The following is a 14155-nucleotide window of genomic DNA, read 5'->3' on the forward strand; positions in this document are numbered from 1 at the left end:
TTCGCTGTCCAACGCCATTGCGCGGCGCTCAGCGCAGGACGACGAGGCGGTCGCCGAACCTGACCTCCGATAGGGCGAGGGCGGTGCGGATGCTGCCGAGGGCCTCCTCCGGCCGCGCGAGGTGGAACACGCCCGTCACCCGCCGGGCGGCCGCAGCCGAACTGGCGACGACGATCCGGCCCGGCCGGTATCGGTTGAGATCGTCCACAACCTGCGCCAGGGGCGTGCCGCGGAAGACGAGCAGGCCCCGCCTCCACGCCGCCGTGGCGGCGACGTCGATGGCGTGGAGGCCGCGCGTATCCGGTCCGATCCCGACCTCCTGTCCGGCCACGAGGCGCGTCGCAGGAACGCCGGGTGCGGGAACGACGGTAACGCGGCCGGACAGGCAGGCCACGTCGGCATCCTGGCCGCCGACCCAGCCGGACAGGCCTCCGCGCGGCCTGCAGCGGACGACGACTTCAGCCGGCTCGTTCGGCTCGGTGACGAGGCGCGCCTCACCCACGACCACGGCGAGGGCAGTGCGGTTGGCCTGAACGGTGACGGCCACCGAGCCCGCATGTAGAACGATGTCCTGCCGCACGTCGTCGAGAACGGCGTCCAGCGCGGTCTCGGCATCCAGCTCGATGCGGATGCCTCCCGGCAGGGTCACCGTCCGGATCTGGCCGGTTCCCGTCCGGTAGGCGGCACGCAGGGTCGGCCACCGCAACACAAGCGTCGCGCCCGCGGCGGCTATGGAGGCAGATGCGACCCCGCCGGCGGCCACTCGGCCGAGCATGCGCCGCCGGGTCATCCCGCGCGGTGCCTCCCGGGCGACTGTCGGCCTGGACGTGCCCGCGAGGGCGTCGCCCGTCCGCTGCCAAAGTCCGGCGGCAGCCCGGAAGGCGGCGTCGTGCTCAGGCACGGAGCGCCAGAGGGCGAGGGCCCGGGCGTCATCCTGCGTCGCCGTTCCGGAGGTCAGGTGAACGACCCAGGCATGCGCCTGCTGCCGGACGCCGCCATCGTCGCCGCTTGTCGGCCCGTGCTGATGGTTCGGCGCCTTCATACTTCTCCCGCCGGTCTGCGGACGCGTTTCGCGTCATCGCACGGAAAGCGCGCCCGGTAGTAAAACGTTTCGATGCGTCGCATCCCGCAATCAATCCGGGATTCGGCTTGATCGGAGACGGTCCGCACAATGGTCGAGCGCCATCCTGACCTCGGCTTCCACGGTCCGGAGCGATACGCCGAGGCGCGCTGCGATGTATGCGTGACTCACGCCCTCGATCCGGCTCAGGCGAAAGGCCTCGGCGCGCCGGGGCGGAAGTTCGCGTAGAGCGGCAGCGAGGTTTTGGAGGTCCAGGCGACCCTGCGCCTGCCGATCCGGCCCCGGCGCCTCGTCTGTGACCGCCAGCAAATCGTCGATCTCGACGGGCGAGAGAAGCCGAGACTGGCGCACCTGCGCGCGGTTGTGATCCACGGCTAGGTTCGCCGCGACCTGAAACAGGAAGGCGCGCTCGTTGTGCAGCACGGTCCGTCCCTGCTCGACCCGCGCAACTCGAATGAACGTTTCATGCATCAGATCGGACGCTTCGTGTCGGCCGACCTTTCGGCTCAGAAACCGCAGCAAAGCCTCGCAATGGCTGCGATAGAGAATCGCCAATCGGCTCGCAGGCCCATCATGGGCGGGATCGACGGCAGGCATTGACCTCTGCCTGTGCGAGAGGGCTGGGGTGGCTTGGTTATGCCGTGGCGTATAGCGACGGTGGTCCATGGAGCAAGAACATAAAAGTCACGCCCAAGAAACAAATCCCTAGCTTTTAATTGTTATATTTAGAACGAATGTTGTCTTCTTATATTTTCTACACGACGGGCGATGTAGCTCGATGCGGCAATGTGATCTTGTGCGCAAATGCGCCGATGGTCTTTATTACGGCTAGGTCTAAGATAGAACTGCAGGAGAACTGGGCACAGGGGCGGATGTCTGGTTGCGGCCGTGGTGATAAAGGTCGCATCCCACCCCTGGTCGCAGTTGCCAGACAGCCGACGAATGTCCGCTATCGAGAAACGCCGATGTTGATCTGAGCGACTGGCTTGGGTCGGGACCCGTCCGTCCAATCTACGACCGGGTCGGGTGGATTTCTGCCGGTCGGCTTCGGGGCGGCGATGCATGAAAGCGGACATCGCCGCCGAGCCCGCTCCCGACACTAAGCGGACGCCAGTGTCCGCCGTAGGAACGAGATGAGCAGGCGGTGGTAGGCGTTCTCATCTTCGCCGTGCGGGGTGTGATCCTGGTCTGCCAACAGATGCACCTCCGGGGTACGCCCAGCCCGCTGCAACCGGGCTTCGAGCCGCTCCGTCATCGCCACCGACCACATCGCGTCCCGCGTGCCGTGGCTGAGGAACAGGGGCCCGGTGTACCGCTCGATCTCAATAGGGGTGGTCGGGAGCAGTGCGTCGGACGAGCCACGCCACGTCCAGGCTCGCTCCGCCGGGTCCCAGGACCGCCATCCGGGATCGCCGCTGTCTCGACAAGTCGCTCCAACGAAGGCCCCGCAGATCACGTCGGACGCGGCGTGCACGGCCACGGCGTCGGGGAGACCGGGAACCCCGTCCCGGGCCATCAGAGATGTGACGAGTAGGGCGTGTTCGGCTCCGCGCGAGACACCGTAGAGGCCGACCTTGCCCGACAGCGGGAGGGCGTGGAGGGCCGCCAGAGCCCCAGCCGTCTGGTCCAGGGCGACCTCTCGGATATCGCCCGCGTTCCACACGTCGCCGCCGATCGAGTAGCCGAACGGGACGGCCAGGAACCCATGAGCCGCCAGGATGGCAGCCGTCAGGTAGCTGTAGCCCGACCACGCCCCTTCGGAGCCATGGAGCACCATGACGGCGGGGAAGGGACCATCACCGGGCGGTCCATAGGAATGCCCGAGGCCAGCGAGCGGGCGGTTGACGATGTGCAGCATCACCGACGGTTCCTGACACCACTTAGGTCCGCAAACCACCCCAAGCGTACCTCAGGAGTGGGCACCAAGCGTCAAATTTCGGCTACTAGTCGTCGATCAGGTATCCATACCATGTGCCATATACATAAATGCCGGTGAATAGCGCGAAGACAATCAGCATTGCCCACATGAATGACCTGAAATTCGTCTTCTGAAAATCATACATCCCGTTCCAATCTCACGATTTCAGCGCAACGAATTCCCGTAACTAAGCAGGCAACGCTGCCTACCATTGATAAAAGTGTAATAGAAATGAAGAACCACGCCGATTGTGGGGAGGTTCGGGCAACAGGCCGCGAACATTCTCCGGGTCGGATGCTGAGGTTGATCTGATCCCCAATATTTGGACTAGCCTGAAGATATCCTAGCGATACGTCTGATACGCATTTAAGCACCTGTTGTGCAGATGGAGTGTGGTACTCGACAGTCGCCATTGTCACTTGCTTAGCGTGACGTACAGCCCTCAGCCGAGCGGCAACAACCTGCCCATCGCGAAGCACGATGGCATCCTCAATCTTCAATAATGCAAGGTTACCGAAGTATGCTGTGAAGACAAGACAGACGAGCGTTGTGCCAGCCATTTGCCAAGCGTGCTGTCTGGTCCTTCGACGCAGATCACCACCCGTAGCCCAAAGCAGGCAGGCGTCACAGAACGAGGCGTACAACGCTTTGGTCACTGTCCACCACATAACGTCTGCCTTTCAGCCAGGATCATCCTTGTTGAGACTACGTCGAGTTGCTGGCGTGAAGGGTCGAACCGACGCCCAAAGTGCTATCAAGCCAAACACGGCGAACCACGAACCCAATATAGCGCTGGAAGCTCCCCGCCAGAACGGGTCCCATCCATCCGTGTATTTCACTAAGGGCGAGAACGAGGTAGCTCGCCAAGTCGGATCGGAAATTCTTTTAGCGTTCCAAAACAGAAAAGCCGCGCAGAGAGTCAATACTGTTGCTCGGTAAAACCATCGGCAGCGTTCTCTGATGCTCTGGGGCCTTTGGTCAGGCTCAAGCAGAGGCACGTTCTACCCCATCCAGCTGAGTGCTGACCCGACTCTATCGGTGCTCGGTGAACAGCGGCTTTCCACCCTGAGCCGAACTCGCGCGTTGGCCGACGAATGACCGCTTTGGAGAAACGCAAATGGCGCTCCCGCCGGCTGGGTCGGGTCGGAACCCGACCTTCTAATTGTCGGGTAAATCATCGTTTTCCCGACATTAGAAGGCTATTCTGTTGATGCACAGCGCGACAGGCTTCAGAGAGCAATCCCTACTAGCCCAGCACATTACGACGGTGGCCAAGCGAGCGCGGATCTCGCACGGATTATAGATCAGTCAGGGCACTAGGCCCCTCGAAGGTTTGTCGGGCCGAAAGCAGGATCCGTGGTATAAGACTGCTCATTCTACATTGAAGGTCTGTCCGCTATGGATGTCGTTCTCACTCCTGAGAGATCTACGGGTAGAGCGTGGACCTTGAAAGACCGCCTCGGGCGGAACCTTGGCAACATCACCAAGCCCCAAAACGACAACGACTTCGAAATTCAGCCCGATGCGTTCGCCGTGCTCAGAAGTGTAAAACGGCGACACCTGTCTCTCGATGAGGCCATGTCCGCCATCGCAAGCGTCACCAATGGCGCCTGCACGCTTGATAGCCAGGATTGGGATTAGCGCGGTCCATCTAGGCAGCACGCTCCGCATCTGACGCGACAATCAAGGTAGCGCCGGCCATGATCGAGTTCTTTGACCAAGCTGGGCGAGAAGCCGCCTTCTGCCATGATGGACATTCCCTCTATCTCTGGAACGGTAAAGCTGCGGCCTTCATCCACGATGATAAGGTTTACGCGTACAGCGGCCGTTTCATCGGTTGGGCGGATCGGGGCTGGATCTCTGATGAGAGTGGAGAATGTCTTTTGTTTGAGCACGATGCGGTTGGTGGCCCACAAAAACCAAGTCGTCTGACAAAGACGACGCCGGGACCGAGAGGTGCGAAGCCGCCGCGCAGTGAATTGCTTCCTGCGCCGATGGGCCGGGCCAATCTTACGACTTGGTCGGAATATGTGTTCTCCAATCTGATCTGAACGGATGGGTCAATGTCGTGGGCTCCGATCGGTGCAGGTGGCCTGCCCCCATGCGGTAGCCCAGGTACAAAGGTAATGCATCGTCTGCCGTGTGCCTGAGGCGACTTGGACGCGGACCTGCCCCGCGTCTCATGTTGCGACGCAGCAAAATTGAAGGTGTACTGTCGCGGAAGCGCTACCCTCGCATCGACGGGTGGGGGATGGCATCAGGTCGAACGCTCCACGGGCGTAACCGCGATGCTGCCATCAAGCCAAAGGCTACACCGATGCGCATCATCCCCACTTTTGCGATCCTAATCCTCGCCATCGCGCCGCTGCCCGCGTTGGCCTCCTCCTGCGCCGAGCAAATCGGCACCATCGAGCGCCGTCTCGACAGCGCGGGCGCCGTCCAGGTTTCCGGACTGCAGGCGGGGCATACCCTTCGGACTGGCTCGCTCCGAGGCATCACTACTGCTCGCCTCGACGCCCCCACCGATCCCGACACTATCCCAACGGCCGATCACGTCGCCGTCGCCAGAACCCTCATCATCCGCGCTACCAACGAGGACCGGCAGGGGGATAAGCGAGCCTGCGAGAACACGATGAGCGAGGCCAAAAGCATGATCGGCGCTCTGCCGTAGGCGGACTTATCGGCGTTCGGTCGCCTGGGGAGCGAAAGCCCCAGCGTCTGAACGCCCCTGCCACAACAGCAGTTTCAAGCCGCTTCTCCACCGGCATACCTCGCAAAGGTTACGCCTGCGCAAAGTGCATAGCTCGCCTTTGTCGGATATTCGACCGGATATCGGACAAAAAAAGTGAATAGGACGGAAGTCTTGCGAGGCTGTTTTTCGCCGAAAGTTCCGTCGCAACCAATCACCCTGCGATCAGTTTCCTGTGATCAGCACGTGCGAACGCGTCTGCGCTGTTCCCAGCTGATCCAAGGACATCGACATGCAGGCTTTGAAGGCGATGACAGTCGCCGCGCTGGTTCTGACACCAGCTTTTGCACTTGCCCAAGGTGCTTCGGTTCAGTCTCCGAGCGATAGCGGTGGCGGCACTGGTAGACCTGCCAATATCTGTCAAGAACTCGTCGCCTTCGTGCATCAGCCCGAGGCCGCGACCAAGGCCGCAGAGACACCGCCGCAGCTCGCAACAGCGGTAACGGCCAAGAAGAGCGACGATACCTCTGCAAAGCCTTCCGCACCGGGAACGCCGCAGAACACCTCCGGTCAGAGTGGACAGATCACAGCTTCTGGACCGGGTGCTGCTGGTCCACAGGGGGACGCGCAAAACAAGGCTGCTCCAGCAGGCTCTACGGCGACGGCATCGGGACCTGCAAAGGTTGCGTCTGCTGCAGCACCAGCTGCTCCAGCGGCGCCCAAGCCTTCTGCCGAAAACGTGCAGCAGATCGAGAGCGCAGCGGGCGCCAACGACATCCAGGGCTGCCGAGCGGTTGCGCAGACGATGCGGCGGGCCGGTGTCGTCATGCCGGGGCCGCTCCTGGCTCTCGCTGCGATGTCTCCGAAGCTTCTGGAAGCGGCCTCACGTCCCTGAGGACGCCCACCCCCGTCGCAGAAACGCTGTCTCCTGGATCAGGGAGCCCCTCTCACCCCGTAGGATCACATCATGACGCGCCGTTCCACTCCGCCTTGGCTGGTTCCTGCTCTGCTTGGGTCCGCTGCTGCCCTTGGCGCATCCGCGCTCTTTGCGGTCTCAAAAACCCGCCAAGCCGAGCGGCGCACGCCGCCTATCGGCGACTTCATGACCGTGGATGGTGTCCGCCTGCACTACATCGTTCGCGGTCACGGACAGCCCTTGGTGCTCATCCACGGCAACGGCACGATGATCCAGGACTTCCTGGTCAGCGGGATCGTCGATGAACTCGCCAAGCGCTACCGCGTGATCGTCTTCGACCGGCCGGGCTATGGCTACAGCAGCCGGCCCCGAGGGCTCTGGACCCCGCGGGCGCATGCGACTTTGTACGAGAAGGCGCTGGAGAGGCTCGGCGTCTCGAAAGCTGTGGTCCTCGGACACTCCTGGGGCAGCCTTGTCGCCGTGTCCTTGGCGCTGCAAGCCCCCGGTCTCGTGCGCAGCCTCGTCCTGGCTTCGGGCTACTACTACCCGACGCTGCGCGCCGACGTGATCCTGGCTTCACCCCCAGCGATCCCCGGCATCGGCGACGTCCTACGCTATACCGTATCGCCACTCGTTGGGCGTGCACTGATGCCCGGCATGATCAAGGGGATGTTCGCGCCCGCTCCCGTGCCGGAGCGGTTTGATCGCGAGTTCCCCAAGGAGATGATGCTGCGGCCCCTACAGCTGCGCGCCTCAGCGGAGGACGCGGCTCTGATGACGCCTGTGACGATAGAACTGCAGGAGCACTACCGCGAACTCAAGCTGCCCGTCGTGATCATCGCAGGAGCCGACGATCAGATTGCGGATGTCGGACGTCAGTCGGAGCGATTGCATCACGCCCTGCCGCAGAGCGAATTCATTGTCGTGCCAGGCATGGGCCACATGATCCACCATCTCGCGCCCAATCGGGTTGTTCAGGCCATCGACCGCGCCTTCGAGATGGGGCGCGAGAGCCGCGTGTAACTGGGCAAGGCGGGACGCACGAGCATGGCACACTTCATCGCAATCGAGAGGGTTACCGCTTGCATGAAGCGCCACACAGTCTCGCAAGCGGACCAGCCCGAACACGATGATAAAATCTGCCCGCGCTCTCGCTTGGATGCTGCTCGCCGCCCTGGTTTTCGTGACCGTCTGCCCGCTCGAGTACCGGCCGCATCCGCCAGGCTTCCCTGTCACGGTTGAGCGGCTGGGAGCCTTCGCGCTCATCGGGTTCCTCTTTGCGGTCGGCTACCCTCGGTACCGCTGGCAGGTTGGCGTGCTGATCGTCATCGCGGCCGGCGCCCTAGAGGCATCCCAGATGCTCGATCCCTCTCGGCATGGCCGCGTGGCTGACTTCGCAGTGAAGGCGGTCGGGGCAATCATCGGGGTTGTTGGGGCATTGGTCTTTAGCCGCCTGTCGTCGCGCCCGACTGGAGCCTGCGCCTAGAGCGGCGCCCAATCGGCTGTAATCAACTGGGGTGTCCAGTTGGGATCGAGCACTCCAATCCGCTTCCAACCGGTAGTTGATAGTATCAGACGCTATCTTTGCGCTTACTTATGGTCAAACGCAATCGTCTACTCCGTCAAAGATTTTCGTGTATTGTAGCAAAATCCTCAATCTACGTCCATGCTTCTTACATAGCTCGTATCTGTAAGGCGCCTCGGGCGTCAGCCCCGGCTCAATCCTACCACTGGCCGACGTCATCCTCGTCCTGATCGTAGGCTGTAATGCGGCTACCAAAGCCCGTAAGCCTGTCCTTGACGACCCCCTTCTCGCGATAACGGTTTCCGCGGATACGCTTCGCGAGTTGATCTTTGTTCTCCTTGCTAAGCATTGGGTCGAGCGTCAGGGCTTCGTCGCGAAGTCCGTCAAGCCATTCCCCCCATCTTGCCAGCATGATGAGCTTGCGATTCATCTCCTCGTCCCAATCGTAGGCCGCAGTTGCGTCTGCCGGACGTCCCTCATTGTGATCGAGAACGAGCTTGGCATCATCTCGCGTGAAACCAAGATGCTTCTTGCCGTAAGTGAGAAAGGCGCGCCGTATCCCGTGGGGGCTAATCTCGACCTTGGGAAAGGCGAGCAGATTGTGGTTTAGCACGCCGGGGTCGAGCGTCGGCAGTTTACGCTTTACGACCTTGAACTTTGGGCATCGGGCGGGAAACAACCACGCCTCCGCTTCCGATTGCGGCCTACCTAGATCATTCTCCTGCTGGATAAGAGCTACAAGATCGGCTGCTGAGCCGGTCAACGGGAGTCGATGCGGGATGGAGGCTCCGCGTGAACGACCGGTCTTGCGGTAAAAGGGGGGCAGGTTCCAGACGACAGTTCCAGACGGCGCCTCTGGGTCAGTCCAACTGAAGTCCGTCGTATAAGCTCCCATTATGGCTCGTCGGCGTTGCGCGGTGTAGAGCAGCAGCCCAATTGCCCAGGATACATGAGGATCGAGAGCCCCAGATTCGGCGATTGCCAACGTCCGGCCGAGGCTTTCCTGGGTCGGAAGGCTTGGTTCGGCGGTCTTCCGCCCGGACGATGCGCCGGCGGCCTGCGCGACTAGGCGGTCGCCGAGTTCGCGACGCGTTCTTTCGGGCGGCCGAAGGCGGTAAAGTAAGTTTGGCTCCACCATGGATCGTTTGCGCTGGCCATCATTGGACAGCCATGTCCATAAGGAACGAACGACCCGCAGAACGTGGGCAGCGTGGGATTCTACGCCCCGCTCGTGAATGATCCGGATCGCGCCGGCCACCTCCTCACGTTCGATATCGGCGAGGCGCCGCCCGTGAAAAACCTTCAGTTCCTCCGTGTTTCGGAGGATCCGCCGATAGTCTGTATGGGTGTCGGGCCGCCGTGTTCGTAGGATGTGGGCGAGGAATCCTTCGACGCCTGCTTCCCAGTCCCAAGATGCTGGCGGCATGACGATTGGAGGCGCTTCCATCGTCGTCGCCATAGGATCGATGTTCTTCCGTAGCGCCTCCCGAATGCGAGCGGCGCGGCTGCGTACGTCCGCTAAGCCGTCACGCGTGGCGACCGCCTGCCCAAGATCCCAGCGTTTCTCACGCCCGTGAAGGCGTCCCTTGAAGGACCAGCGGGCACCCGAGCGAGGGCGGATCCGCAAAACCAGCCCGGGACATTCCGGATCACGCCGTTCGGCCTCCGGACCGCCCAAGTCGCGAAGGAGCGACTTGAGCACATCCACGCTGATTTTAGCTGTCTTGCGAACCGCAACGAGCTCGGTCATGATCTGGGTCGCATTTGGGTCGCGCACACTCGCCGCGCGCGTCCAGGATTGCCGCTTCGGCTTCAGTACAATTGACTAAGCGATATACTCATTTCGTTAAAGGTCTGTTCCTTGAAAGCCGCGAAAAATTCAAGGCAGAAGGAATCATAATCCTTGTGTCGGGGGTTCAAATCCCTCCCTCGCTACCAACGAATTCGATGACATAGCATCAGGCCTTGGCGGAAACGCCGGGGCCTTTTCGGTTCTTGGACATGTCTCGAACCTGGGCTTCCCGGAGCCCGCCCATGCCGCAGGCCAGGGAAGGACGGACGCCTTCGCCCCGGGGAGGCGACTCCGCCGCACGCCTGCGGCCCTGCGCGGAAGCGGCATGGCCCGCGGTTGCCCCCGGTGCCCCGGACGCGGTAGCTCAGCGGACGCGCGATCGAGGAAGGAAATTCCATGTTCAGCCATATGGTGGTCGGCAGCAACGACCTCGCCAGGTCGAAGACGTTCTACGACGCGTTGTTCGGCGCGATGGGCGGTGAACCCGGCCAGACGGACGCCCTGGGACGCTTGGTCTACGCCCACCGCGGCAGCCGCTTCGTCGTCACCAAGCCGATCGACGGAGACCCCGCGACCGCCGCCAACGGGGGCACGATCGGGTTCGCGATGGAGGGCCCGGACGAGGCCGAGGCCTGGCACGCGGCGGGCGTCGCCCACGGGGGGACATCCGTCGAGAACCCGCCGGGCGAGCGTCAGACGCCGATGGGCCGGATCTATCTCGCCTACCTGCGCGACCCGGACGGCAACAAGCTCTGCGCCCGCTACAAGATCGCGGACTGAGGCCGGGCCCCGGGTCGGCCGACAGCAGGCGGAGGCGGACGGGCCCTTCGGCGTCACGCCGCAGGCCGCCGGAGAGCGGCGGCGGCGGGACGATCCGGGTCTCTCCCGACCCGAAGCGGTGGCCCTTCTCCGCTTCGGCGTTCCGCCACGGCGTCGGACTACGTCCCCCGCTGCAGGAAGAATGCGACGGCGTCGTTCACCGCGTCCGGCAGAACGGTCATGTGCGTCCGCCGGGGAATCAGCCGGAACTCGCTCGTCACGCCGGGGATCCGGCCGAGCCGCTCCGCCATCGCGCGTGCCAGCGCGATCATCTGTGCGGAGGTGAGGCGCTCCAGGCGGGCCGCGCGGTCGGGAGCGCGGTCCTGGAAAGGTGCCAAGGCCTCCTCGTAGACCCCGGCGGAGAGGTGCACGCGCGCGCGGACGGGCGGTCCCTGTTCGAGACGCGCGAGGCTCTTCAGTACGACCCGATCCTCCCAGTGGATGGACGGACTCGCGGCGATCCAGTGGGAGAAGGCGTCCGGCCGATGCGCGAGGGCGTAGAGGACGAACAGGCCGCCGAAGGAATGTCCGAACAGCGCCTGCCGCGCTGGATCGACCCGGCACCGCTGCGCGACCGCGGACCGGAGCGTCGTCGTGACGAAGTGAAGGAAGGCGTCGGCGCCCCCCGTCCGCATCGTCGGCCCCCCGGGCCTGTGGCCCGGGTAGGACCGGCCTGGAGGCGGCGTGTAGTCCCATGAGCGGCGCGCGCCGTCGTGGGCCTCGTCGCCCGGGTAGCCGATGCCCACGACGGCGAAGCGGGACGCGATTCCCGTGGCGTCCGGGTACGGGGCCTGCACCCGCTCGATGTCGATGGCGGTGCCCGTCACCGCGTTGCCGTCGAGGAGGTAGAGGACGGGCCACCCGTCCACCGGCGCCGCCCCGGGCGGGATGTAGAGGGTGATCCGCCAGGGCGCACGGTCCGCGTCGCCCCCCAAGTCGAAGCTGACCGCGCCGGCGAGCCGTGCCGGCTCGTCCGGACCGGCGGCGCGGACGGCATATCCACCCAGCGTCATCCAGGCGGTCGCCAGGAGGCCCGCGGCGGCGCGCCGTGAAACGGGGGCGCTCACCGGGCCTGGTCCACCCGGGCCGCGCCCGTCATCCGCCGGCGGCCGTCCCCGGCCATGACGCCCGTCACGATCACCACCGGTAGATCAGGCTGCCGATGACCGTGGCGGGGGCGCCCCGATAGCAGAAGCCGGCCTGACAGGTGAAGTAGTCGCGGTCGAAGATGTTGTTCGCGTTCACCTGAGCGCGGAAGCCCTTGTAGGCCGGGTCGATGGCGGCGAAATCGTAGGCGATCAACGCGTCGAACAGCGTCACCGTCGGGTTCGGGACCGTGTTCTCGTCGTTGGCGAAGCTGTTGGCGTTGAAGCGGATGCCGCCACCGAGCGTCAGTCCGCGCAGGGCCGAGCTCGACGGGAACAGGTAGCTCAGGAAGCCGGTGAACGTGTCCCCCGGGATGCCCGAGAGGGCGTTGCCGTCGAGGGACTGGCCCGCGAACGAGGTCTGACTGAGATAGCGCAGGTTGAGATGCGTGTAGGCCAGGGTGAGGTTGGTGCCCGGCGCGAGATTGGCGATGGCCTCCATCTCGAAGCCGCGGGACTCGACGGCGCCGGTCGCCACCTGGAAGGCGACGTTGTTCGGATCCGTGCGCAGGACGCTGCTCTGGACGATGTCGAAGCCGGCGAACCCCGCCTGGATGTTCGTGCCGGGGATCAGGTATTTGACGCCGGCCTCGATCTGGTCCCCCGTCGCCGGCCGGAAGGCGCGTCCGGCGGCATCCACGCCCGGCTGCGGCGCGAAGGTGGTGGCGTAGCTGGCATAGGGGACGAGCCCGGGGGCCAGGAGATAGTTGAGGCCGACGCGGCCCGTGAAGGCCTGGTCGTTCTGCTGGGTCGCGGCAGCGGGGGCCGCGGTCGTGGTCTGGGACACCCAGTCGTAGCGCCCGGTCAGGGTCAGCACGAAGCGGTCGAACCGGGCCTGCTCCTGCAGGTACAGGCCGACCTGATCCTGGCTCTGCGCGGTGCGCGGACCCAGCAGCGGCGCGAGGATCGGCTGCTGGCCGTAATTGCGCGTGACGAGGTTGAGATCGGGGGCCGCACCGAAGCCGAAGCGATAGTTGAAGTCGGAATGCGCGTAGTCGAGCCCCGCCACCAGCGTGTGCGCGACCGGCCCGGTGGTGACGTGCGCCTCGATCTGGTTGTCGAGGGTGATCTGGCTGAGGAACTGCCGCGAGTATCCGGTCGACCGGCTGGCGCTCGTGCCGTCGGGGCTGAGGGCGCCGATCGACGCGTAGCGATAGTCGTTGCTGATGTCGTAGAAGCGGAAGTTCTGCCGGAAGACCAGATCCGCGTCGAAGCGGTGCTCGAACGCGTAGCCGACGCGCCCCTGCTGCTGCCGGAAGTCGTTGAAGGCCGGATCGCCCGAGTAGATCCGCGTCGGGCGCAGGTTCTGGTTGAAGAACGTCGTGCTGCCCGGAAGCTTGGTCTCCTGATACTCGCTCAGGAAGGTGAAGGTGGTGTCGGCGGACGGCTTCCAGGTGAAGGACGGCGCGATGTAGCTCCGGTCGTCCGAGCCCCCGGGAATGAAGGTGTCCGATTGGCGCTGGATTCCGGTGAGGCGGTACGCGAGGGTGCCGCCCGTGCCCTCGACCGGGCCGCCGATGTCGAAATTGCCCTGGTAGCGGTCGAAGTTGCCGACCTGCAGCTGCACCTCGCCGAAGGGGGTGAAGACCGGCCGCTTCGTGGTGACGTCGAGGATGCCGCCGGGCGAGCCGAGCCCGTAGAGGCCCGAGGCCGGCCCGCGCAGGATCGTGGCCGCCTCGATGCCGTAGGGCTCGATGCGCGGCACCGTCAGGCCGGCCGCGACCTGGCGCAGGCCGTCCCGGAAGATGCCGTCATAGGTCAGGCTGAAGCCGCGCACGTAGAACGAGTCGAAGCGCGGGTCGAAGCCGAAGACGTTTGACGACACGCCGGCCACGTAACCGATGGCCTCGTTGAGCGTCTGCACGTTGCGATCGTTGAGCGCCTCGCGGGTGAGCACCGTGACCGATTGCGGGGTCTCGAGCAGTGGCGTGTTGGTCTTGGTCGCGGTGGGGCTGATCCGGGCGGTGTAGCCGGCGACTCCGGACGGGCCGCCGCCGCCGCCGCTGGTCGCCGCCGTCCCGCCATCACCCCCGCTGAGATTGGCCCCGCTCCCGATCCGGGGGCCAGGAACCGCGCCCTCGACGGAGAGCTGGTCGAGCTGCACGCTCGCCTGCTGTGCCGCCGCAGGCCCGGTGAGGGCTGTCGTGGCGAGGAGCAGAGCGAGGAACGAGGTGCGATGAGGCATAGGGCACGCTGATAGGCGCCCTGAGCGGCGCAGCAGCGATTTCATTGCCGCTCACGAGCTATAAGGCAAGTCGAAATCGTGATGT

Annotated in this window: 13 protein-coding genes and 1 tRNA gene; 8 read left to right on the forward strand and 6 right to left on the reverse strand. The window is 64.3% G+C overall.

Annotated elements, in window-relative coordinates; translation table 11 throughout:
- Positions 1-28: 28 nt before the first annotated feature.
- From AC1MGR_RS11980 to AC1MGR_RS11990, 3 genes are all read right to left on the reverse strand, one after another.
- Complete coding sequence (locus tag AC1MGR_RS11980) at positions 29-1042, reverse strand: FecR family protein (RefSeq protein WP_480234692.1); 1014 nt, start codon at positions 1040-1042, stop codon at positions 29-31.
- Positions 1043-1132: 90 nt separating this feature from the next.
- The gene (locus AC1MGR_RS11985) at positions 1133-1636 is read right to left on the reverse strand and encodes an RNA polymerase sigma factor (protein WP_480234693.1); all 504 of its coding nucleotides are present in this window, start codon (positions 1634-1636) and stop codon (positions 1133-1135) included.
- A gap of 544 nt (positions 1637-2180) precedes the next feature.
- A complete protein-coding gene (locus AC1MGR_RS11990) occupies positions 2181-2939 on the reverse strand; it encodes an alpha/beta hydrolase family protein (RefSeq protein WP_480234694.1) in 759 nt (252 codons plus the stop codon).
- Between the two features lie 1506 nt (positions 2940-4445).
- On the opposite strand from AC1MGR_RS11990, the gene AC1MGR_RS11995 reads away from it, so the two are divergent.
- The 6 genes from AC1MGR_RS11995 (at position 4446) to AC1MGR_RS12020 (ending at position 8090) form a co-directional block, all read left to right on the forward strand.
- On the forward strand, positions 4446-4640 hold the full coding sequence (locus AC1MGR_RS11995) for a hypothetical protein (protein ID WP_480234695.1): 195 nt from the start codon (positions 4446-4448) through the stop codon (positions 4638-4640).
- 59 nt (positions 4641-4699) lie between these two features.
- A complete protein-coding gene (locus tag AC1MGR_RS12000; RefSeq protein WP_480234696.1) occupies positions 4700-5050 on the forward strand; it encodes a 4-fold beta flower protein in 351 nt (116 codons plus the stop codon).
- Between the two features lie 266 nt (positions 5051-5316).
- Positions 5317-5670, forward strand: coding sequence for a hypothetical protein (locus tag AC1MGR_RS12005; protein WP_480234697.1), 354 nt, complete (start codon positions 5317-5319; stop codon positions 5668-5670).
- 310 nt (positions 5671-5980) lie between these two features.
- Positions 5981-6583, forward strand: coding sequence for a hypothetical protein (locus AC1MGR_RS12010; RefSeq protein ID WP_480234698.1), 603 nt, complete (start codon positions 5981-5983; stop codon positions 6581-6583).
- A 72-nt stretch (positions 6584-6655) separates the two neighbouring features.
- On the forward strand, positions 6656-7627 hold the full coding sequence (locus tag AC1MGR_RS12015) for an alpha/beta fold hydrolase (protein WP_480234699.1): 972 nt from the start codon (positions 6656-6658) through the stop codon (positions 7625-7627).
- A gap of 136 nt (positions 7628-7763) precedes the next feature.
- The gene (locus AC1MGR_RS12020) at positions 7764-8090 is read left to right on the forward strand and encodes a VanZ family protein (protein WP_480234700.1); all 327 of its coding nucleotides are present in this window, start codon (positions 7764-7766) and stop codon (positions 8088-8090) included.
- Between the two features lie 238 nt (positions 8091-8328).
- On the opposite strand, the gene AC1MGR_RS12025 is transcribed toward AC1MGR_RS12020, so the two are convergent.
- The gene (locus AC1MGR_RS12025; protein ID WP_480234701.1) at positions 8329-9879 is read right to left on the reverse strand and encodes an integrase arm-type DNA-binding domain-containing protein; all 1551 of its coding nucleotides are present in this window, start codon (positions 9877-9879) and stop codon (positions 8329-8331) included.
- Positions 9880-9998: 119 nt separating this feature from the next.
- On the opposite strand from AC1MGR_RS12025, the gene AC1MGR_RS12030 reads away from it, so the two are divergent.
- Both AC1MGR_RS12030 and AC1MGR_RS12035 read left to right on the forward strand, forming a co-directional pair.
- Positions 9999-10067: transfer RNA gene (locus tag AC1MGR_RS12030), tRNA-Leu, on the forward strand.
- Between the two features lie 250 nt (positions 10068-10317).
- The gene (locus AC1MGR_RS12035) at positions 10318-10701 is read left to right on the forward strand and encodes a VOC family protein (RefSeq protein WP_480234702.1); all 384 of its coding nucleotides are present in this window, start codon (positions 10318-10320) and stop codon (positions 10699-10701) included.
- A gap of 158 nt (positions 10702-10859) precedes the next feature.
- Here AC1MGR_RS12035 and AC1MGR_RS12040 read toward each other — a convergent pair whose 3' ends face one another.
- Together AC1MGR_RS12040 and AC1MGR_RS12045 are read right to left on the reverse strand one after the other, a co-directional pair.
- Positions 10860-11753, reverse strand: coding sequence for an alpha/beta hydrolase (locus AC1MGR_RS12040; protein ID WP_480234778.1), 894 nt, complete (start codon positions 11751-11753; stop codon positions 10860-10862).
- 124 nt (positions 11754-11877) lie between these two features.
- Positions 11878-14070 (reverse strand): TonB-dependent siderophore receptor, encoded by a 2193-nt coding sequence (locus AC1MGR_RS12045; protein WP_480234703.1) that lies wholly within the window; start codon positions 14068-14070, stop codon positions 11878-11880.
- Positions 14071-14155: the final 85 nt, after the last annotated feature.

Source organism: Methylobacterium sp. BI1, assembly GCF_056680125.1.

Bases quoted from the DNA above. Each gene is read 5' to 3' on its own strand.
- AC1MGR_RS11980 (WP_480234692.1), bottom strand. From the start codon at position 1,042: ATGAAGGCGCCGAACCATCAGCACGGGCCGACAAGCGGCGACGATGGC.
- AC1MGR_RS12035 (WP_480234702.1), top strand. From the start codon at position 10,318: ATGTTCAGCCATATGGTGGTCGGCAGCAACGACCTCGCCAGGTCGAAG.
- AC1MGR_RS12025 (WP_480234701.1), bottom strand. From the start codon at position 9,879: ATGACCGAGCTCGTTGCGGTTCGCAAGACAGCTAAAATCAGCGTGGAT.
- AC1MGR_RS12040 (WP_480234778.1), bottom strand. From the start codon at position 11,753: ATGACGCTGGGTGGATATGCCGTCCGCGCCGCCGGTCCGGACGAGCCG.
- AC1MGR_RS12000 (WP_480234696.1), top strand. From the start codon at position 4,700: ATGATCGAGTTCTTTGACCAAGCTGGGCGAGAAGCCGCCTTCTGCCAT.
- AC1MGR_RS12020 (WP_480234700.1), top strand. From the start codon at position 7,764: ATGCTGCTCGCCGCCCTGGTTTTCGTGACCGTCTGCCCGCTCGAGTAC.
- AC1MGR_RS12005 (WP_480234697.1), top strand. From the start codon at position 5,317: ATGCGCATCATCCCCACTTTTGCGATCCTAATCCTCGCCATCGCGCCG.
- AC1MGR_RS12015 (WP_480234699.1), top strand. From the start codon at position 6,656: ATGACGCGCCGTTCCACTCCGCCTTGGCTGGTTCCTGCTCTGCTTGGG.
- AC1MGR_RS12010 (WP_480234698.1), top strand. From the start codon at position 5,981: ATGCAGGCTTTGAAGGCGATGACAGTCGCCGCGCTGGTTCTGACACCA.
- AC1MGR_RS11990 (WP_480234694.1), bottom strand. From the start codon at position 2,939: ATGCTGCACATCGTCAACCGCCCGCTCGCTGGCCTCGGGCATTCCTAT.
- AC1MGR_RS12045 (WP_480234703.1), bottom strand. From the start codon at position 14,070: ATGCCTCATCGCACCTCGTTCCTCGCTCTGCTCCTCGCCACGACAGCC.